The organism is Polymorphobacter sp. (genome assembly GCF_051860865.1).
GTDB lineage: Bacteria > Pseudomonadota > Alphaproteobacteria > Sphingomonadales > Sphingomonadaceae > Sandarakinorhabdus.
In genome coordinates, this window is the sequence record NZ_JBIMKZ010000040.1 from 1 (window position 1) to 19,793 (window position 19,793).

The 19,793-nt window shown below is 68.9% G+C and carries 22 protein-coding genes; 13 read left to right on the plus strand and 9 right to left on the minus strand.

The features are described 5' to 3' along the window. From ACTIFJ_RS08900 to ACTIFJ_RS08930, 7 genes are all read right to left on the minus strand, one after another. Positions 1 to 1,617 (minus strand): hypothetical protein (locus ACTIFJ_RS08900; RefSeq protein WP_439533749.1); only part of this gene is annotated, 1,617 nt, incomplete at its 3' end. Between the two features lie 69 nt (positions 1,618 to 1,686). Then, positions 1,687 to 2,865 (minus strand): glycosyltransferase, encoded by a 1,179-nt coding sequence (locus ACTIFJ_RS08905; RefSeq protein ID WP_439533750.1) that lies wholly within the window; start codon positions 2,863 to 2,865, stop codon positions 1,687 to 1,689. 7 nt (positions 2,866 to 2,872) lie between these two features. Continuing rightward, positions 2,873 to 3,409 (minus strand): DUF2141 domain-containing protein, encoded by a 537-nt coding sequence (locus ACTIFJ_RS08910; RefSeq protein WP_439533781.1) that lies wholly within the window; start codon positions 3,407 to 3,409, stop codon positions 2,873 to 2,875. 17 nt (positions 3,410 to 3,426) lie between these two features. Continuing rightward, positions 3,427 to 4,338: a hypothetical protein gene (locus ACTIFJ_RS08915; RefSeq protein WP_439533751.1), complete on the minus strand. Its 912-nt coding sequence runs from the start codon at positions 4,336 to 4,338 to the stop codon at positions 3,427 to 3,429. A gap of 67 nt (positions 4,339 to 4,405) precedes the next feature. Further along, positions 4,406 to 5,524 carry a glycosyltransferase gene (locus tag ACTIFJ_RS08920; RefSeq protein ID WP_439533752.1) on the minus strand — a complete coding sequence of 373 codons (1,119 nt, stop codon included), beginning with the start codon at positions 5,522 to 5,524 and terminating at the stop codon, positions 4,406 to 4,408. Between the two features lie 7 nt (positions 5,525 to 5,531). Further along, the gene (locus tag ACTIFJ_RS08925; protein WP_439533753.1) at positions 5,532 to 6,260 is read right to left on the minus strand and encodes a 3'(2'),5'-bisphosphate nucleotidase CysQ; all 729 of its coding nucleotides are present in this window, start codon (positions 6,258 to 6,260) and stop codon (positions 5,532 to 5,534) included. Further along, a complete protein-coding gene (locus ACTIFJ_RS08930) occupies positions 6,257 to 7,633 on the minus strand; it encodes a mannose-1-phosphate guanylyltransferase/mannose-6-phosphate isomerase (protein ID WP_439533754.1) in 1,377 nt (458 codons plus the stop codon). Before ACTIFJ_RS08930 ends, ACTIFJ_RS08925 begins: the two co-directional genes overlap by 4 nt. Before the next feature lie 107 nt (positions 7,634 to 7,740). Here ACTIFJ_RS08930 and ACTIFJ_RS08935 point away from each other — a divergent pair, with 107 nt between their 5' ends. The 8 genes from ACTIFJ_RS08935 to ACTIFJ_RS08970 all read left to right on the plus strand — a co-directional run bounded on the left by ACTIFJ_RS08935 (position 7,741) and on the right by ACTIFJ_RS08970 (position 14,314). Continuing rightward, positions 7,741 to 8,412, plus strand: a complete 672-nt coding sequence (locus ACTIFJ_RS08935) for an HAD-IA family hydrolase (protein WP_439533755.1) — start codon at positions 7,741 to 7,743, stop codon at positions 8,410 to 8,412. Then, positions 8,399 to 8,626 (plus strand): hypothetical protein, encoded by a 228-nt coding sequence (locus ACTIFJ_RS08940; RefSeq protein ID WP_439533756.1) that lies wholly within the window; start codon positions 8,399 to 8,401, stop codon positions 8,624 to 8,626. The genes ACTIFJ_RS08935 and ACTIFJ_RS08940 overlap by 14 nt, the downstream gene beginning before the upstream one ends. Next, positions 8,626 to 8,895 carry a hypothetical protein gene (locus ACTIFJ_RS08945; RefSeq protein WP_439533757.1) on the plus strand — a complete coding sequence of 90 codons (270 nt, stop codon included), beginning with the start codon at positions 8,626 to 8,628 and terminating at the stop codon, positions 8,893 to 8,895. The genes ACTIFJ_RS08940 and ACTIFJ_RS08945 overlap by 1 nt, the downstream gene beginning before the upstream one ends. Beyond that, complete coding sequence (locus ACTIFJ_RS08950) at positions 8,892 to 9,587, plus strand: ATP12 family protein (RefSeq protein WP_439533758.1); 696 nt, start codon at positions 8,892 to 8,894, stop codon at positions 9,585 to 9,587. Before ACTIFJ_RS08945 ends, ACTIFJ_RS08950 begins: the two co-directional genes overlap by 4 nt. A 56-nt stretch (positions 9,588 to 9,643) precedes the next feature. Further along, entirely contained in the window at positions 9,644 to 11,176 is a 1,533-nt protein-coding gene (locus ACTIFJ_RS08955; protein ID WP_439533759.1) for an acyl-CoA carboxylase subunit beta, read from the plus strand. A 13-nt stretch (positions 11,177 to 11,189) separates the two neighbouring features. Next, the gene (locus ACTIFJ_RS08960) at positions 11,190 to 11,651 is read left to right on the plus strand and encodes a DUF2269 family protein (protein WP_439533760.1); all 462 of its coding nucleotides are present in this window, start codon (positions 11,190 to 11,192) and stop codon (positions 11,649 to 11,651) included. 267 nt (positions 11,652 to 11,918) lie between these two features. After that, a complete protein-coding gene (locus ACTIFJ_RS08965; RefSeq protein WP_439533761.1) occupies positions 11,919 to 12,212 on the plus strand; it encodes a UrcA family protein in 294 nt (97 codons plus the stop codon). 98 nt (positions 12,213 to 12,310) lie between these two features. Beyond that, positions 12,311 to 14,314, plus strand: a complete 2,004-nt coding sequence (locus ACTIFJ_RS08970) for an acetyl-CoA carboxylase biotin carboxylase subunit (protein ID WP_439533762.1) — start codon at positions 12,311 to 12,313, stop codon at positions 14,312 to 14,314. An 89-nt stretch (positions 14,315 to 14,403) separates the two neighbouring features. Here ACTIFJ_RS08970 and ACTIFJ_RS08975 read toward each other — a convergent pair whose 3' ends face one another. Next, positions 14,404 to 15,900, minus strand: a complete 1,497-nt coding sequence (locus ACTIFJ_RS08975; protein ID WP_439533763.1) for a DUF1570 domain-containing protein — start codon at positions 15,898 to 15,900, stop codon at positions 14,404 to 14,406. Positions 15,901 to 16,013: 113 nt separating this feature from the next. Then, positions 16,014 to 16,520 (minus strand): methylated-DNA--[protein]-cysteine S-methyltransferase, encoded by a 507-nt coding sequence (locus ACTIFJ_RS08980; protein ID WP_439533764.1) that lies wholly within the window; start codon positions 16,518 to 16,520, stop codon positions 16,014 to 16,016. Positions 16,521 to 16,610: 90 nt separating this feature from the next. On the opposite strand from ACTIFJ_RS08980, the gene ACTIFJ_RS08985 reads away from it, so the two are divergent. From ACTIFJ_RS08985 to ACTIFJ_RS09005, 5 genes are read left to right on the plus strand one after another with little or no spacing between them, the layout of a single operon-like run. Then, positions 16,611 to 17,759 (plus strand): DUF3089 domain-containing protein, encoded by a 1,149-nt coding sequence (locus tag ACTIFJ_RS08985; protein WP_439533765.1) that lies wholly within the window; start codon positions 16,611 to 16,613, stop codon positions 17,757 to 17,759. After that, the gene (gene ruvX / locus ACTIFJ_RS08990; RefSeq protein ID WP_439533766.1) at positions 17,756 to 18,235 is read left to right on the plus strand and encodes a Holliday junction resolvase RuvX; all 480 of its coding nucleotides are present in this window, start codon (positions 17,756 to 17,758) and stop codon (positions 18,233 to 18,235) included. Before ACTIFJ_RS08985 ends, ruvX begins: the two co-directional genes overlap by 4 nt. Beyond that, positions 18,232 to 18,594 carry a peptide-methionine (R)-S-oxide reductase MsrB gene (gene msrB, locus ACTIFJ_RS08995; protein WP_439533767.1) on the plus strand — a complete coding sequence of 121 codons (363 nt, stop codon included), beginning with the start codon at positions 18,232 to 18,234 and terminating at the stop codon, positions 18,592 to 18,594. The genes ruvX and msrB overlap by 4 nt, the downstream gene beginning before the upstream one ends. Then, a complete protein-coding gene (locus tag ACTIFJ_RS09000) occupies positions 18,591 to 19,409 on the plus strand; it encodes a peptidylprolyl isomerase (RefSeq protein WP_439533768.1) in 819 nt (272 codons plus the stop codon). The genes msrB and ACTIFJ_RS09000 overlap by 4 nt, the downstream gene beginning before the upstream one ends. Beyond that, positions 19,406 to 19,708, plus strand: coding sequence for a DUF952 domain-containing protein (locus tag ACTIFJ_RS09005; protein ID WP_439533769.1), 303 nt, complete (start codon positions 19,406 to 19,408; stop codon positions 19,706 to 19,708). Before ACTIFJ_RS09000 ends, ACTIFJ_RS09005 begins: the two co-directional genes overlap by 4 nt. The last annotated feature ends 85 nt before the right edge of the window (positions 19,709 to 19,793 follow it).

The following is a 19,793-nucleotide window of genomic DNA, read 5'->3' on the forward strand; positions in this document are numbered from 1 at the left end:
CTCGCCGGAGTTTTTCGCATCGAGCCACAGTGCCCCCATCAGCACCGTAAGCCCGGGGATCGGGGACCCGGCCAGCGACGCCTCCAGCCCCTGGTGGCGCACGGCGCCGCGCACCCGGAACACCAGCCCGTTGTCGAGCGCGAACAAGGGTTTGTCGATCCGGAAGGCGGCGGCATTCAGCGTCAGCCGGGCCGGCAGCGCAAAGCGCACCCCGGCCTCCATCTGCTCGGTGCGCTGCGCCGGCAGCAGGTCGTTGCGGTTGACCGCCTCGGGCGGCGGCGCGGCGATCTCCTCCAGCCCCTGGGCAAAGGCGCCGTAGACGACCACGCCCTTGGCGACGTTCAGCGCCGCCACGCCGTTCCACAGCAATGGCCGGTCGCGCTGCTCCACCAGCGGCCGTCCCGGCTGGTCGATATTCTTCTTGTAGTCGGTATATTGCACCCCGCCGGCCACTTCGGCGAACGTGCCCCAGCGCCCCTCATAGCCGAGCGCCACCACGCGCTGGGTCACCTTGTCGATCGTCTGTGGGCCGAAGTTGAATGTCGGGCGCGGCAGGTCGACCCGCTCGTTCAGCCCGAAGCGGCCGAGATTGACCCGGTCGCTGCCGCCGATCCGCGCGAACACGTTGCGGCCGCGCAGCGCCGCGATCAGCTTGTGGTTGAAAATGCCGGTCCGGAACCGCCGCGCCACCCGCAACTCGCCCGACCAGGAGGCGCGGATCGTCCGCGGATCGGCAACGACGATGCGGTCGCCGACGCCATTGTCGTCGATGTCGCGCGGCAGGATCGAATGGCTGCTCTGGCGGATCAGGCTGGACCGGAACAGCCCCGCGTCAATGTCCCAGTTCTCGATCACCCGGAGCTTGAGGATGGCGCCGCCGTTCATCGGCGTGTCGGAATTGCCGGCCCACAGCGGGCCGATCGCCGTCAGCCGGTCGACGCGCTGCTCGGGCTGGAGGCGGTCGCGGGTGAACCAGCGCTGCTGGAGCGGCAGCTCCTCGGTCCGCGTGAAGAAGCCGAAGAACGGGATCAGCTCGACGCCGTCGACCGGCCGCCAGCGCCCGGTGGCGCCGAAGCCCCAATTGCGCCCGCGGTCGCCCGACACGATGTTGTGCGCCTCGAACACGCCGCCCACCGTCACCCCCAATGTCGGGGACAGCGGCAGCTCCTTCTCGAAGTCGGACGAGGCCTTGTAGGTCTCCTGGATGCCAGCGGTGACACTGCCCAGCCCGCGCTCGCCCGGCACCCGCAGCGCCAGGTCGACGACGCCGGTCGGCGCCGGAAACGGCGCGTCCAGCGTCCCGATCCCGACCTTGACCGTCGAGCCGAGCCGGATCGCCCGCGTCGTCATGCCGATCTGGTCGAAGTACAGCCCCATCATCCGGGTATTGCCGGCCTCGGTCGGCGAGAAGCCGCGCACCTGGCTGGCGGTGTAGATGCCGAAGGTATCGCGCCCCAGCGAGGTGCCGAAGGCATCGGCGGCCGAGGTCAGCACATTGTCGCCGGCGCGCTGCGCCGCAGCCGGCGTCGCGGCCAGCACGAGCGCCAGCCCGATCGCGCCATAGGCGAGACGCCTGTTTGCAACACCGGCTACCACACCGGGACGCCCGCCGATCATGCTGCCCTGTTCCCCATCCCGCTCCAGAAATGGTTCTAGTCGCAGCCCTTCTTCGCGGCCCGGTGCCTTTTATGCCGCTTTGGTGCGTTTGGGATCAGCTGCAAGCTGTTCATAAAGCGCGAACAACTCCTCGAAATGCCGGTCCATCTCGCGCACTTGCCCGGCGTCGGCGAGCGCGCCGGCCCGCAGCGCCGGCAGGTCGTCGATCGCCGCCACCACTGTCTCGGCCACGCTCGCGGCATCGCCGGAGGCATAGGCCAGCCCGGCACCCGGCACCAGCTGGTCGATCGCCGCCCCGTCATCGGGGACGATGATCGGCAGGCCGGAGGCCCGCGCCTCCGCCGGCGTCATCCCATAGGTCTCGGCCGACGAGCCATGGACGAGCAGATCGGCCGAGGCCAGCACCTTGGCCATCTCCTCGCGCCCCTGCAGCGGCGCCAGCAACAGGATGTGCGGGTTTTCGCCGACCGCGCGGACCACACGCCCGCGCGCATGGCCGTCGCCGATGATCACCAGCCCCAGCGGCCGCCTGACCCCCGCCGCCGTCGCCCCCTCGATCACCATCGGCCAGCGCTTCTCGGGCGAGAAGCGCCCGCAGCCAACCAGCAATGTCGCGCTCTCCGGCAGCCCGCAACGCTCGAGCAGCCGCGCCCGCAGCGCCGGATCGCGCAAGCGGGGCGAGAAATAGCCGGGCTCCACCCCCATCGGGATCGTCGCCACCCGTTTCAGCCCGCCCGCCACCAGCCGGTCCGACAGGTTGCGGCTGGCGCTGACCACCACGTCATAGCGTTCGTCCATCCGCCGCAAATGCCGCCAGAACCAGTCGAAGCCCTTGTCGATGGTCTCGCGCTTCGCCACCCGCTCGAACCAGCGATAGGCCCAGGCGGTCAGCGGGTCGGCATGCATGATCAGCGCCCGCGGCGCCCGGCCCGGCCATTCCGCCACCGAAGTGGCGCTGCCCCAGGGCGACGAGCCCTCGATGAAATCCGGCTTCAGCCGGTCGAGCGTCCGGTGGATCACCGCATCGCTCTCGAAATAGCGGTAGCTGCGGTCGAGCGGAAAGCGCGGGGAGGGGAGGTTGATCAGCCGCGCGCCTGGCCCGAGGTCCACTACCGTGTCGTCGCTGCCCGGCACCACCACGGTCATCTCATGGCCGAAGCGCGCCACCGTCTGCAGCTTGCGCCGCGTATAGGTGCGGATCCCGCCGCCGGTCGGGGCATAGAGCGCCGAGATGTCGACGATATGCATGGCGCGGCTATTCGCCGTCCCGCAGCGGCCCGAAACCGAACAGCCCGCGCCGATAATTCATCCGCACCGTGATCCGCGTCAGCCCCGCGCCGGCCTCGATCCGCGCCGCCGCCGCCTTGGGCTTGGACAGGCCCAGCTTCGGGTTGCCCGGAAAGGCGATGCCGTCGGTGCTCAGCCCGAACTTGCGGTTGCCGTCGCGGTCGTGGAGCAGGATCAGCGAATAGGCGCCCGGCCCCGGCAGCCGGATGCACACCACCACCTCGCCGGATTTCGGCACCGGCACCTCGATCCGCCGGAAGGTCTTGCCGGCCATCACCAGCAGATTATCATCGGCGAGGAAGTCATCGTCGTTGGACGGATAGAGTTCGCTCTTCAGATTGCCCTGCCGGTCCTTCAGCCCCTCGACACGCATCAGCACCGCCGGCCCCGGCTCATTGGCCCGGCACTGCGCCTCCGCCTTGCCGAGATCGGGCGTGCTCGGGATATAGCCGCGATCGCCCTCCTTCGGCAGGTCTGCCGCCACCAGCAGCAGCGCCGCCGGCACCAACCACAGCCCGCGCCTCACCGCTTCCACCCCAGCGCCTCCCAGGCCGAAAGCAGCAGCCCCAGCCCCAGATGCGCCGCCAGCGTCAGCGTCGCCATCATCGTCATCAGCGACCCGATATCGTCGTCATGGCCGATCATGAACACCGCCAGCCCGGCAAAGACGATTTCCTTGTTCGGCATCAGCGGCAGCCGGGACAGAAGCAGCCGGCACGCCGCCAGCATCAGCCACCATTGCAGCGACACCGCCGGCAGCACCAGATGCCAGCACACCGCCGCCGTCGCCGTCGTCGCCAGGATCCGCACCAGATGCCAGCCGCTGGCATGCAGCAGGTCGGCACGCGGCAGGCTGAACAGCGCCTTGCGGAAGAATAGCAACAGGCTCGATGTCACCAGCACCACCGCCACCGAGGCCAGCAGCGTCCGCGCCTCGATGCCGAAGCGCAGCGTCGCCAGCAGCGGCGCCGCCAGCACCAGCATCACCAGCGTCACCCCATTGCCGACCAGCGCCGACAATATCGCCACATCCTTGATCGCCCCGAACGGCGTCGACACCATCTCGGTCCGTCGCCGCGCCCAGGTATAGAAATACACCTCGCCGACATAGCCGAGCAGCAGCTCGTTGCCGATCATCTTGCGGACCAGCGCGGTAAAGCCGTCGAGCGGGATCCTCCACAGCCGCCGGAAGATCATCCAGTCGGTCGTCGCCGGAATGAAATAGCCGATCGCGAACACCAGCCAGAACAGCGGCGACGCTGGCACCATTTCCCGCACTTCGGACAAGTCGACGGTGCGAAGCTGCCACAGCGATACCACCAGCACCGCGAGCGAGATCGCCGCGCCAAGCCACCAGGTCCAGCTGCGGTCACGCGGCGCCAGCGGCGGCGGATCAATAGGAGCGGCGACGGGGCTGGGGGCGCCCGCGCCCATATGGGCCTGATTCACGCGATTTCTGCCACTGCAATGAATGAGTCACTAGGCGCGCAATATGGCAATTTCAGGACTCATCTATGTCTGCCACTTGCGCGAACAATCGCCGTTGCGCCGCCACGGCTTTCTCGACCGTGAACAGCCCCGCCAGCGCCCGCATCCCCGCACGGTCGACCGCTACGCCGTCGCGCACCGCGTCCCCCGCTGCCCGCATTGCGCCGGCCAGCGCCGCCGCATCCCCCACCGGCACCAGCGTCCCGAACCGCCCGTCACCAAGCAGCTCGCCCATGTTCACGCAGCAGTCCGTCGCCACGATCGGCAGCCCGGCCGCCAGCGCCTCCACCACCACCACCCCCAGCCCCTCATAGTCGCTGGACAGCACGAACACGTCCGCTGCCGCAAAAGCCGCCGCCGGCGCGTCGCAATAGCCCGGCATCGCCACCCGCTCCGCCACCCCCAGCCGCGCCACCAGCCGTTCTAGATCGCCCCGCAGCCGCCCCTCGCCAACGATCATCAGCTGGTCCTCCGGCCCGGCCGCGTCGGCAAACGCCCGGATCAGCAGCGCCTGGTTCTTCTGCGCCGCCAGCCGCCCCACGCTCAGAAACCGCACCCCCGGCCCCGGCGTCCGCGCCGCGGCCGCAAACTCCGCCATCTCGCCCTGGGTAAAACACGGGTTGCGGATCATCGTGACCCGCCCGCGCGCCACCCGCCCCACCGCCACGATCTCGTCCACCGCCGCCGGCGCCATCGCAATGATCCCGGCCATCAGCCGCAACTGCCATCGCACCCATGCGTGATAGCCCACCCGCACCAGCCAGGGCATGTCCTGCCGCCGCAAATCATTGCTGATCTTGATGACGATCGGCGGACACGCCCGCCCCAGCCACAGCCGCATCATCACCGCGACGATCGAATAGGTGTTGCCGGCGCAATAGAGCACATCGGGCCGCAGCCGCCGGATCATTTCCGGCAGCCGCCAGATCATCCACAGCGTCTCGAACCCCGCCGTCCGCCCACCCGCATCGAGCACATGATAATCGAGGTCCGGCCGGTCCATCGCCCCGTCGCCGCGCCCCATCACCACCGGCACCTCCACCCCGTCCGCCCGCAGCGCCGCCAGCAGCCGCAGCGCATCACGCTCCACGCCCCCCGGCCCGAAGCTGTGCAGGAAGGTGAGGACGCGCAACGCCGCCTCAGCGCAGCCGGGCAATCGCCGCCAGCACCGTCTCGGCCAGCTCGGGCCGGCAGATCAGCAGGTCGGGCGTCCAGGTCTCGGCACCATTATAAACCAGCGGGCTACCATCGGTACGGCTGCAATGCAGCCCCGCCGCCAGCGCCACCGCCACCGGCGCGCAATTGTCCCATTGGTGCTGCCCGCCCTCGTGCAGATACACCCCCGCGCGCCCCTCCAGCACCGCCATCGCCTTCGCCCCGGCGCTGCCCATCGCCACCATCTCGGCGCCGATCGCCGCCGCCACCGGCGCCGCAATCGCCGGCACCCGGCTCCGGCTCACCACCATCCGCAGCCCGTCGCCGCCCGGCGCCAGCACCGCGCTCGCAGTGTCATGGCAACGCCCCAGCGCCGGCAGCGCCACCGCCCCCGCCGCCGCCCGCCCGTCGATCGACAGCCCCACATGCACGGCCCAGTCGTCGCGCCCCTCGCCATATTCGCGCGTCCCGTCGAGCGGATCGATGATCCACACCCGCCGCCGCCCCAGCCGCGCCGCCGTGTCCACCGACTCCTCGCTCAGCACGCCGTCGTCAGGCCGCGCCTCGGCCAGCCGCGCCATGATCAGCGCATTGGCCTCACGGTCACCGGCATCGCCCATGGCACGGGCTTCGCCGCCGCGCGCCCGCACCGCCAACAGCAATGCCCCCGCCGCCTCGGCCAGGTCGCGCGCCAGCGCCCCGTCATCGCTCATGCGCCGGCCCCGAAGCTGACCAGCAGCAGCTGCCACCCCGCCGTCCCGTCGTTGCGCAAAACCGTCTCTCCCCCCGCCGGCACCGCCACCGCACCGCCCGCCGCCAGCCGCGCCGCACCCGCCACGCCGCTGCCGGCCAGCGCCACCAGCTGCGCCGGCCCGCTCACCACCATCTGCCCGCCCGGCACCAGCCACAGCCGCTCCTCGCGGTGCCCGCTGCCCCGGTCGAGCGCCTCACGCCGCCCCCAGCCATCGGCCACACCCCGTAGCGCCCCCGCCGCCTCGGCCAGCGCCTTCACCTCCTGCACCCGCCCGCGCGGCGCCACCAGCACCGCATCGGCCATGGACACGATCACCATCTCGCTCAGCCCCAGCGCCGCCACCGCCGGCCCGCCCGGCTCCACCCGCACCAGGCTGTCCGCCACATCGATCAGCACCGCCTCGCCCACACAGGCATTGCCCGCCTCGTCGCGCTCGCTGATCTGCCACAGCGCGTCCCAGCTTCCCACATCGGACCATTCCATCGCCACCGGCACCACCGCGGCCCGGCCGGTCCGCTCCATCACCGCATGATCGATCGAGATCGACGCCGCCTGCCCGAACGCCGCCGCCTCCGGCCGAACCTCGTCACCATCAGCACCCCCCGCCAGCGACGCGCGCACCGCCGCCACCACATCGGCCGCATGCACCCCCATCTCCGCCAGCACCGCATCGGGCCGCAGCAGGAAGATCCCGCCGTTCCACAGATGCCGGCCCCCGGCCAGATAGCCCTCCGCCGTCGACAGGTCCGGCTTCTCCACGAAGCGCGCCACCTCATGGACGCCCGCGCACCCGTCCACCGCCTCGCCCAGCTCGATATAGCCATAGCCGGTCTCCGGCGCCTCGGGCGCAATCCCGAAGGTCACCAGCCGCCCCCGTTCGGCCGCTGCCATCCCGCGCGCCACCGCGGCGGCAAAGGCGTCGGCCCGCCCGATCACATGGTCGGACGGCATCACCAGCATCGGCACTTCGCCCTCGCCGCGTGCCACCGCCCATAGCGCCGCCAGCGCAATCGCCGGCGCCGTATTCCGTCCCTCCGGCTCCAGCAGCAACGCCGCGGCGCTCACCCCGGCCTCGGCCAGCTGCGCCTGCACCAGCCGCCGCAACGCCTCGCCCGCTACCAGCAACGGCGGCAACACCCCGAGCCCCACATCGCCCAGCGCCGCCGTCCGCGCCAGCGTCGCCTGCAGCATCGATCGCGGCTCGGCAATCGCCAGCAACTGCTTGGGCAGCCGCGTCCGGGATAGCGGCCACAGCCTGGTCCCGGACCCCCCCGCCAGGATCACCGGCCTCACCAACCCACCCATGCGCACCACACCCATCAAAACCGTCAAACCCCAGCCTCTAAGCCCCCCCGCCCCCCGCCGCAACACCCGCCCCCCAACCCCGCTTGCCCCCAACCCCGCTTGCCCCCGACCCCGACAGCAGCGATAGAAGCCCGATGCCCGCCCCCCTCCGTCTCGCCGTCTTCGATTGCGACGGCACGCTGATCGACAGCCAGCGCAACATCATCCGCGCCATGGCCGACAGCTTCGCCCGCCACGAACTGGCGCCGCCCGAGGATCATGCCACCCGCCGCGTCGTCGGCCTCAGCCTTGTCGAGGCGATGCAGGCGCTGCTGCCGGACGCCGAGCCCCGCCTCCACCTCAGCCTCGCCAACGACTACAAGACCGCCTTCCAGCGTCTGCGCGCCGACCGCCAGCTCGAAGCCGAACCGCTATACAAAGGCATTCGCCCGCTGCTCGACGATCTCGCCGCCGCCGGCTGGCTGCTGGCCGTTGCCACCGGCAAGAGCGACCGTGGCCTGGCGCTGGCGCTCGCCCATCACGGCATCGCCAATCATTTCATCAGCCTGCAGACCGCCGACCGCCACCCCTCCAAGCCGCATCCCTCAATGCTCCACGCCGCCCTCGCCGACGCCGGTGCCGAGCCGCAACAGGCGGTGATCATCGGCGACACGGTGTTCGACGTACTGATGGGCGTCAATGCCGGCGTCCGCGCGCTGGGCGTCGACTGGGGCTATCATGACGCCGCCGAGTTGCACGATGCCGGCGCCGCCGCCGTCGCCCGCGATCCCGCCGAGCTTTGGACGCTGCTCCATGAAACCGCCTGAACGCCGCGCCGCCGGCCGGTCCACCCGCCCGCCCGCCCGCCCTCTGGTCGCCCGCATCATCGGCGTCAGCGGCCTCGGCGCCCTCGTCACCGCCCTCGCCGTCCACCTGGCCCAGCCGCTCGATAGCGGCAACGGCCTGCTCACCCTCGCCCTGGCCGCGGTCGGCGTCCTCGATCTCGGCGTCGCCGCCTGGCTGATCCGGAAAAACGGCTGATGACCCGCAAGCGAGACCGCAAGCCCGACCTCAAGCTCGTCGAGCCCGACGGCCGCCCGATCCTCACCGAATCCGAGGCGAAGAAGCGCTTCCTCGCCTATTTCGCCGTCAAGATGACCGGCCTCGCCGCACTCTTCGGCGGCGTCTTCCTGGGGCGGGACGGCGTCACCCTCGCCGCCGGCCTGCTGCTGCTCGCCGGCGCCGTGGCGCTGTTCATCCGCCCCCATCACCTCGGCCTCACGCCGAAAATCCCGAGGCCCAGACGATGAAACGCTTCTGGACCCATGTCACCGTCGAGCCGCTCGACCAGGGCTTCGGGCTCGCTCTCGATTCCCGCCCGCTGAAGACCCCGGCCCGTGCCCGGCTGGCGCTGCCCAACGCCGCGCTGGCGGACGCCGTCGCCGCCGAATGGCAGGCGGTCGCCGACAAGCTCGATCCCGCCCGAATGCCGTTCACCGGCCTCGCCAACGCCGCGCAGGACCTGATCGCCGCCGATGCGCACGCGCACGCCGCCCGCCTCGCCGCCTATGCCGCACACGACCTGCTCTGCTACCGCGCCGAAAACCCGCCCCCCCTCGTCCGTCGCCAGGCCGAGGCCTGGGACCCGGTCCTCGATTGGGCAACGCAGACACAAGGCTGGCGCTTCACCGTCACCGCCGGGCTGATGCCGGTCGCCCAGCCCGCCGACACGCTGGCCGCCGTCGAATCGGCGCTCGCCGCCCGACCCCCGGCGGCGCTCGCCGCCCATGCCCAGCTGATTCCGCTCAGCGGCTCGGCGCTGCTGGCGCTGGCGCTGGACGCCGGCCAACTCGACCCCGACACCGCCTGGGCCACCGCCGATCTCGATGACGCCTTCCAGGCCGAGCATTGGGGCGAGGACGAGGAAGGCCTGGCCATGCGCCGCCACCGCCAGCAGGCATTCCTTGCCGCTGCCCGGTTCCTCGCGCTCTCAAAAGCGTGACAGCGACGGCCGAAGCCGCTAGGCGCGAACCCATCCGAGATGACGAAAGGCCAGACATGCTGAAAGTGCTCGAAGAGCTGGAGCGCCGCCGCGAAGCCGCCCGTGCCGGTGGCGGGGAAAAGCGCATCGCCGCCCAGCACGCGAAGGGCCGCCTCACCGCCCGCGAGCGCCTCGACGTCCTGCTCGATCCCGGCTCGTTCGAGGAGCTGGACATGTATGTCGAGCATAATTGCATCGATTTCGGCATGGCCGAGCAGAAAATCCCCGGGGACGGCGTCGTCACCGGCTCGGGCACCATCAACGGCCGGATGGTCTTCGTCTTCTCCCAGGATTTCACCGTCTTCGGCGGCTCGCTGTCCGAGCGCCACGCCCAGAAGATCTGCAAGATCATGGACATGGCGATGAAGGTCGGCGCCCCGGTCATCGGCCTCAACGATTCGGGGGGCGCCCGCATCCAGGAGGGCGTGGCGAGCCTCGGCGGCTATGCCGAGGTCTTCCAGCGCAACGTGCTGGCCAGCGGCGTCGTCCCCCAGATCAGCCTGATCATGGGGCCGTGCGCCGGCGGCGCCGTCTATTCGCCGGCGATGACCGACTTCATCTTCATGGTGAAGGATTCGAGCTACATGTTCGTCACCGGTCCGGACGTGGTCAAGACCGTCACCAACGAGATCGTCACTCAGGAAGATCTCGGCGGCGCCGTCACCCACACCACCAAGTCCGGCGTCGCCGACCTGGCGATGGAAGATGATATCGACGCGCTGCTGCGCACCCGCGAGTTCTTCGATTTCCTGCCGCTCAACAACCGCGAGGGCAGCCCCTTCCGCCCGAGCGCCGACGAAGGGGACCGGCTCGTCCCCAGCCTCGACACTTTGGTCCCGGCCTCGGCCGCCAAGCCCTATGACATGCACGAGCTGATCGCCGCCATCGCCGACGAAGGCGAGTTCTTCGAGCTTCAACCCGCCCATGCCGGCAACATCCTCACCGGCTTCGCCCGCATCGAGGGGCACACCGTCGGCATCGTCGCCAACCAGCCGACCGTGCTCGCCGGCTGCCTCGATATCGCCGCCAGCAAAAAGGCCGCCCGCTTCGTCCGCTTCTGCGACGCCTTCAGCATCCCGATCGTCACGTTCGTCGATGTCCCCGGCTTCCTCCCCGGCGTCGCCCAGGAGCATAACGGCATCATCAAGCACGGCGCCAAGCTGCTGTTCGCCTATGCCGAGGCCACCGTCCCCAAGATCACCATCATCACCCGCAAGGCTTACGGCGGCGCCTATGACGTCATGGCCTCCAAGCATCTGCGCGGCGACCTCAACTATGCCTGGCCCACCGCCGAGATCGCGGTGATGGGCGCCAAGGGCGCGGTCGAGATCATCTTCCGCCAGGATATCGGCGACAAGGCCAAGATCGCCGAGCGCACCGCCGAATATGAGGCCCGCTTCGCCAATCCCTTCGTCGCCGCCTCGATGGGCTTTATCGACGAGGTGATCATGCCGCACTCCACCCGCCGCCGCATCGCGCTGGGCCTGCGCAAGCTGCGCTCCAAACAGCTCACCAACCCGTGGAAGAAGCACGACAACATCCCCCTCTGATGGGCCCGCTCTGATGAGCTACGAGATCGCGCGGTTCTTCCATATCACCGGCGTCGTGATGCTGATGGGCAACATCACCGTCACCGCCATCTGGAAGTTCTTCGCCGATCGCGACGGCCGCGCCGAGGTGCTGGCCTTCGCCCAGAAACTCGTCACCTACACCGACTGGTCGATGACCGTCTGGGGCGTCATCCTGACCATGGCCGGCGGCTACTGGATGGCCTGGGAAGGCGGCCATGACCTGTTCAGCGGCTGGCTGCTGTGGAGCCAGATCCTGTTCGTTGCCGCCGGGCTGATCTGGCTCGGCGCCATCGTCCCCATCCAGGTCCGGCAGGCCCGCGCCGCCCGCGCCTTTCCGGAGACCGGCGTCACTCCCGCATACCGCCGCCTGTCGCACCAATGGCTGGCCTGGGGGCTGGTTTCCACGGTGCCGCTGGTCACTGTCACTTGGCTGATGATCGCCAAACCGGCCTGAATCGGCCCCCCACATGCGACAAGCCACGCCCTGCAAAAAAAATTTGCAACACGCGTCCGCGCACGCCCCCGATAAAAATCAGAGGCTTAGCCATTACCTACGAAAGTATAAGACTCCAATGTTACACTGATATGACAATCCGGCCTTGCAGCCGAAAAACTTTGCGCGCACCATTTGATTGTCAGCGGTGAGAGGCGGTCATCCCGCCCCACCAGAGACTTGGAGGAGGCCCCTTATCGGCCCTGAACATATCAAGGAGTATCTGCCATGTTGAAGTCCATCCTGCCCCTTGCCGCCATCGCCCTCGTCGGCGCCGCCGGCCCGGCGCTCGCCAACGCCGGCGACGATGCCGCCCGCCAGCTGATCCGCTATGACAACAGCGCGCTCAATTCGGAGGCCGCCAGGCAGGCGCTGGTCAAGCGCATCGCCTTTGCCGTCCGCAATGTCTGCGGCGAGCCGGTCACCGGCGGCAAGGACGAGATCGACGCGATCCGCGATTGCCGCGTCCGGGCGCACTCGATGGCCATGGCCCAGGTCCCGGTCAAGCTCGCCAGCAACTGATCGACCCCCAAACCCGCCCCTTCTCCCCATCACCGACTTGCGCCACACCGCAGGGAAGTTATGGGAAGGGGCGGTAAGCCTTTTGGGGAAGTTCGGTCTTGTTCAAGAAAATCCTGATAGCCAATCGCGGCGAGATCGCCTGCCGCGTCATCCGTTCGGCCCGCGCCATGGGCATCGCCTCCGTGGCCGTCTATTCCGATGCCGATGCCGGCGCCCTCCATGTCGAGCTCGCCGATGAGGCCGTCCACATCGGCGGCTCCCCGGCCGCCGAAAGCTATCTGGTCGCCGACAAGATCATCGCCGCCTGCAAGGCCACCGGCGCCGAAGCCGTCCACCCCGGCTATGGCTTTCTCTCCGAGCGCGCCAGCTTCGTCGAGGCGCTGAGCGCCGCCGGCATCGCCTTCATCGGCCCGCCGGCCGCGGCCATTGCCGCCATGGGCGACAAGATCGAATCGAAGAAGCGCGCCAAGGCCGCCGGCGTCAGCGTCGTCCCCGGCTATGTCGGCGAGATCGACGACGCCGACCATGCCGCCAGGATCGCCGCTGACATCGGCTATCCGGTGATGATGAAGGCCTCGGCCGGCGGCGGCGGCAAGGGCATGCGCCTGGCCTGGGACGAAGCCCAGCTCCGCGAAGGCTATGACGGCGTCAAGCGCGAGGCCCTTGCCAGCTTCGGCGACGACCGGCTGTTCATCGAGAAGTTCGTCGAGCAGCCCCGCCACATCGAGATCCAGCTGATCGGCGATGCCCATGGCAACATCCTCTACCTCAACGAGCGGGATTGCTCGATCCAGCGCCGCCACCAGAAGGTCGTCGAGGAAGCCCCCTCCCCCTTCGTCACGCCGGAAATGCGCCGCGCGATGGGCGAACAGGCCGTCGCCCTGGCCAGGAACGTCGGCTACACCTCCGCCGGCACCGTCGAGTTCATCGCCGGCGCCGACCGCAGCTTCTACTTCCTCGAGATGAACACCCGCCTCCAGGTCGAGCACCCGGTCACCGAATGCATCACCGGCCTCGATCTTGTCGAGCTGATGATCCGCGTCGCCGCCGGTGAAAAGCTCCCCCTCAGCCAGGCCGACGTCCAGCTCAACGGCCACGCCATCGAGACCCGCGTCTACGCCGAAGACCCCTATCGCGGCTTCCTGCCCTCGATCGGCCGCCTCAGCGCCTGCCGTCCGCCCGAAGAGGGCGACAATGCCCATGGCCTCGTCCGCGTCGACACCGGCGTCCGCGAGGGCGCCGAAATCTCGATGTTCTACGATCCGATGATCGCCAAGTTGATCACCTGGGCCCCCACCCGCGCCGAGGCCATCGCCGCCCAGGCCGATGCCCTCGATCGCTACCTGATCAAGGGCATCAGCCACAATATCGATTTCCTCGCCTCGATCATGGCCCACCCCCGCTTCCAGGCCGGCGAGCAGGTCACCACCGGCTTCATCGCCGAGGAATATCCGGAAGGCTTCCACGGCGCGCCGCTGGACGCCGAGACCAGGCTGGCGCTCGTCGCCACCGCCGCCACCACCCATGTCATCGCCGTCGAGCGTGCCCAGCTCATCGACGGCCAGCTCGGCGGCGAAGGCGCGGTGTTCTCGCCCGATTGGGTCGTCGAGCTCGACGGCGAGCAGATCCCCGCCACCATCCAGGCCGACCACAGCGGCTTTGCCGTCCAGATCGGCGACCGCACGCTGGACATCACCACCGACTGGCGCCTCGGCCAGCCGCTGTTCGAGGCCGAGATCGACGGCCAGCCCCGCGCCATCGCCGTCACCCGCAAGGGCAGCGTCCAGACGCTGACCACCCGCGGTGCCGCCCGCCGCTTGCGCGTCCTCACCCCCCGCGCCGCCGACCTCGCCCGCCACATGATCGCCAAGATCCCGCCGGACATGAGCAAATACCTGCTCTGCCCGATGCCCGGCCTCGTCGTCTCGGTCGCGGTCAAGGAAGGCGATTCCATCGAAGCCGGCCAGGTCCTCGCCACCGTCGAGGCGATGAAGATGGAAAACATCCTGCGCGCCGAAAAATCCGGCACCGTCGCCAAGGTCAACGCCAAACCCGGCGACAGCCTCGCCGTAGACGCCATCATCATGGAATTCGCCGCCTGAACCCACCTTACCCCTCCCTATTCAAGGATTAGGGAGGGGCTCACAGCCTCCGAAAGCAGCCCCCGCTCACGCAGCGCCAACGCCTGTCGTCACCCGTCGACCTCGCCCTCTTCCGCTTCCGCTTCCGGTCCCCCGCGCATCAGCGCCAAGAACCCGGCCCGGTCCCCGCCTTCGGCCGCCGCCAGCAACCGCTGGGCAAAAGGGCTCATGCCGCGCCCATGCGGATCATGCGCCACCGGCCCCAGCACATGCGCCGCCACATCCAGCCGATCGGCATGCACATAGGCAATCGCCAGATCGATGGCGACGACGCCCACTTGCGGCGCCAGCTCCCAGGCCATGATCAGCACATTCAGGTCGTTTTCGCTAAGCGTCCGCGTGCGTGATCCGCGCGCCAGCGCATAGGCCCACAACGTCCGCCAGTCCTCGGGGTTGGCCTTGTAGCTGCGCACCAGATAGCGCCGCGCCTGTGTCGCGCCGTCGTCATCGTCCTGCGGCGTCGCCTCGGCTCGCCACAACAACAGCCTCGCATCGTCCGGCTGGCTTTCGAGCATCGCATCGAGCCGCCGAGCCGCCTCCTCGCGCTTGCCGAACCGAAGCGCCAGCAGCGCCAGTGCCCGCTCGGCCATCGGGTCGCCCGGGTGCCGGGCCGCCGCCTGGCCGATAATGTCGACAGCCCTGTCGCGATGCGGTGAACCGGGCATCTCCAGTTCCAGCTCGGCCAAAGGCAGCAAAAGGTCGTCGGCTGCCGGCGAAAGCCGGCGCACCTTCACCGATGCCGGCGTCGCCGCCGATCGTTTGAACTGCGTGTAATTCATCTTGCCATTGTACAGATAGGCTTTGATCTGGGACTGAAAGGCGTTCAGGTCGGGACTGACATGGGCCTTGAACGCGTCGACCGGATCACCGCCCCTGCCCACCGCCGCCAGATAGGCGTTCAGCTTTTCCAGTTGGCCATCGGCGCGGAACAGAAAATGAGTCATCGCCCAGCTCTGCGCGTAGAACATCGCATTCTCTTGCCGGCTGTTGGTCCGCACCTGCCTGGCAAGGACCCGATCGAGCGGCAGCCATATCCCGTTTACCAGCCACGCCGCGCGCAACACGTTGTGCAGGCCAAGCTGGATACGTTCGGGCTTGAAGGTCGCCGTCATGAAATATTCGGCAAAGCCTTCCACATACCAGGCCGGATAGGCGGCAGCGCCCGATGCCAGCATGAAATGATGGGCATATTCGTGCAGCAGCGTCGCCAGCCCGAGTTCGCCGGTCTCGGCATAGGCCACCACACCCCCCGGCTCGGCCCGGTAAAAGCCGGCAATGCTCGACGGCACCGTACTGAAAGGCCGCGCCTCGCCGATACGCCGCACCATGTAAATGTCGAGCTTGGGCTCCGCCGGCCCCTCGCCGCGCGGCCTGCTGGTCATCGCCCGCAACAGGCTCCGATAATCCTCCAGCAGCGCCGCCCGCTCGCGGATCACCTTTTCACTGGTCTGCGCATGCAGCCGGAAATGCTCGGTCTCCGCCACCAGCCATTCCGCCCGCGCCGGCCCTGCGAGGACAAGCAACACAAACACAATCCAGACGCGCATGAATATCCCACCCCCCTAAGTCCCGTCAGACTGACAGGCTTCGCACGCGCTTTGAACCCTCAATCCGCAACCCTCATTCAAGCAGGGTTGTCACCCAATCGGCCACACGCCCGTCACAACAGCAACGCCGCCATTGCCCCCTCATGCCGCAGCAGCCAGGCCTTGCGCTCCATCCCCCCGGCATAGCCGGTCAGCCCACCGCCGCCGCCGATCACCCGGTGGCAGGGGATGACCAGCGCCACCGGGTTGCGGCCGTTGGCCAGACCCACCGCCCGCGATGCCCCCGTCTGCCCCAGCACGCGGGCAATCTCGCCATAGCTGCGCGTCTCGCCGGCCGGAATTGCCCGCAGCGCCGCCCACACCCGCTGCTGGAACTCGCTCCCCGCCGGCGCCGCTGCCACCCCACCGAGCGCCCCGACATCGCCGCCAAAATAGCGCGCCAGCGCCGCGCCGACGGCCTGGGGCACCTCCCCCTCGGCCGACTCGCCATGGTCACGCCCCAGCCGCTCGCGGAACCGCGCTTCGAAATCCTCGAAGTCCATCGCCACCACCACGCCGTCGCCCCGGCTAGCAATCAGCAGCCGCCCCAGCGGCGTCTCGAACCGGCTCACCATGATCATCGGCCAAGCCTCGCCCGCCCCATCGCCAAACGCAAGCGCCGGGCCAAAAAACCTCATCCCATCCGCCCCGCGCCCTGCTAGACAGGGGCCATGCTCGCACGCCGCTTCCTCTGGGTCATCGCCATCCTCATCATCCTCGTCATCGCGGGGTTGATCGGCTACTGGCTGTTCGGCGTGCAGATCATGCGCGCCGCTCTCGTCCCCTCTGCCCCCTTCGCCGCCACCGGCGCCGGCCCGCGTCCGGACTATGCCGAGGTCAAATCCTGGGCCAGCCACCCCAAGCGCATCGACGATCCCGCCCGCTGGACACCGGAAGGCTATAGCGCCGCCCCGCGCCCGGCCATCGCGATATTCTTCGTCGCCCCCACCAGCGCCTTCGATCGGGACCGCTGGAACCGCGACATCGCGGATCCGAAGTCGTCGGAGCAGCGGGACAAGTTCCTCCGCCTCCAGGCCAGCATCTTCAACGGCATCGGCGAAATCTGGTCGCCGCGCTACCGCCAGGCGGTGTTCGGCGCCTTCCTGTCGGACAAGCCGGAAGCTGCCCAGGCCATCGACCTTGCCTATGGCGACGTCGCCGCCGCCTTCGATGCCTTCATCGCCGCCCAGCCCATCGACCGGCCGCTGGTGCTGGCCGGGCACAGCCAGGGCAGCCTGCACCTCTATCGGCTGCTGAAGGAAAAAATCGCCGGCACGCCGCTCGCCGCCCGCGTGATCGCCGTCTATGCACCGGGCTGGCCGCTGTCGGTGGAAGCCGATTTGCCGGCGCTCGGCCTCCCCGCCTGCGCCAGCGAGGCCCAGACCGGCTGCCTGCTGACCTGGCAGAGCTTTGCCGAACCGATGGATTTCAAGGAGATACAGGAGGTCTTTGACAAGGGAACCGGCTTCACCGGCCGTCTCCGCGCCGGCACCACCATGCTCTGCACCAACCCGCTGTCCGGGGACACGCTGGGCCGCGCCGTCTCCGCCGACCAGAACCTCGGCAGCCTGGTCCCCAATCTGGATTTCACCGGCGGCAGCCTCGTCCCGCGCGGCCTCGGCGCCCGTTGCCTGCCCTCGGGCGTTCTGTCGATCGGCGAGCCCCCGGCCGAGTTCAGCGCCTTCATCCTGCCGGGCAACAACTTCCATGTCTATGATTTCCCGATGTTCTGGGCCAATCTCCGCGCCGATGTCGAGCGCCGCGCCGGCGCCTTCGCCGAGGCGAGCATGGCCCCATCAGAGGTGGAAGCGGTCGATTGATCACCAGCAGCGCCGCCGATTTCGCCGCCGCACTGCCGGCGCAGGGCCGCCTTGCCGGGCTCGATCCGGGCACCAAGACCATCGGCCTCGCCACCTGCGACGCCGGCTGGTCGTTCGCCTCGCCGCACAGCACCATCGCCAGGGCCAAGTTCGGCGCCGATCTCGACGCCCTGAAGGCCTTTGTCGCCCGCGAGCGGATCGCCGGCCTCGTTGTTGGCCTGCCGCTGAGCATGGACGGGTCGGACAGTCCGCGCACCCAGTCGGTCCGGGCGTTCGCCCGCAATCTCGCCCCTCTGGCCTTGCCGCTGCTGTTGTGGGATGAACGCTGGAGCACCCAGGCCGTCGAACGCGCGATGATCGCAGAGGACCTCAGCCGCGCGCGGCGCGCCGAACGCGTCGACCGTCTCGCCGCCAGCTGGATCCTGCAAGGCGCCCTCGATGCCCTCCACAGCCCCCTGTTGAAGGAACACCCATGACCGAAAAGCCCCTCACCCCCGCCCAGCACGCCGTGCTCCGCGAACACGCCACCGAGCGCCCGTTCACCTCGCCGTTGAACGACGAGAAGCGCGCCGGCGACTATCACTGCGCCGGCTGCGGCACCCTGCTCTACCGGGCTGGCACCAAGTACAACAGCGGCAGCGGCTGGCCGAGCTTCTGGCAGGCCGAGGACGGCGCCGTCGAGACCACCACCGACACCAGCCACGGCATGACCCGCACCGAGGTCCATTGCGCCAACTGCAAGGGCCATCTCGGCCATATCTTCCCCGATGGCCCCCAGCCCACCGGCCAGCGCCACTGCATCAACGGCCTGGCGCTGGAGTTCGAGCCCGAATGATTGCAGCCGTCGCGCTGCTGCTCGCCGCCGCCAATCCGGAGCCCGGCGAGGTGCTGGCGGCGGCGCCGGACAGCGACTGGCGACCGATCCCGGCCGGCGAGTTGATCGGCTTCCAGACCCCGCGCGGGACGATGGTGATGCAGCTGGCGCCGGCGTTTTCGCCGGCCCATGTTGCGGCGTTAAAAGCGCTGATATTCGAAAAAAGTTTCGATAACGGCGCGATCACCCGCGTCCAGGACAATTATGTCGTGCAATGGCGTGTCCGAAAAGGGACCAAAACTGCCCCGATCGGTCCCGAAACCGCCTATGAACGGCCCGAGACCGGCCTGAAATTCACCCCGCTCGGCCATTCGGACGCGTTCGGCGAGGCCGGATTCATCGATGGATGGCCGGTGGCCCGCGCCTCCGGCCGGGTCTGGCCGGTGCATTGCTATGCGACCGTCGGCGTCGGCCGCGACATGCCGCCGGACGTCGGCGACGCGACGGAGCTCTACGCGGTCATCGGCCACGCCCCACGCCACCTCGACCGCAACCTCTCCATCGTCGGCCGGATCATCGACGGCTTCGCCGAGCACGCCAGCCTGCCGCGCGGCACCGGCCCGCTCGGCACCTATGAAAGCGAGGCCGAGAATATTCCGATAATCAAGGCGTTCCCGATGCCGGCTGACACGCGCTATGAATATCTGGACACCGCCAGCGCCAGCTTCCAGGCCTACAAGCACGCCCGCGCCAACCGCGGCAGCTTCTTCGTCCGCCCGGCCGGCACCATCGATCTCTGCAACGTCCCCGTCCCTATCCGCAAGGCCGAGAAATGATCGTGCTCAAGCTGCTGCGCCCTCAAGAATGGGCCGAGTTCCAGGCCAGCGGCCGGTTCGCCGGCTCGCCCGACGATCTGCGCGATGGCTATATCCACCTCAGTACCCCCGAACAGGCCAAAGCCACCGCCGCCAAATGGTTCGCCGACGTGCCGGGGCTGATGGCGATCGGCTTCGACATCGACACACTGGGGACGTACCTGCGCTGGGAGCCCTCGCGCGGCGGCGCGTTGTTCCCGCATTATTACAATGTGTTGAAGATGGAAGATGTATTATTGTCTGAAGTATTTTCAGGATAGGCCGGTCTTGTAAACGGCCCTGGCAATCCCACATCGCCATTCATTCATCCTTCAGGGCCACCACGCCATGCCAGCCGCACCGCCA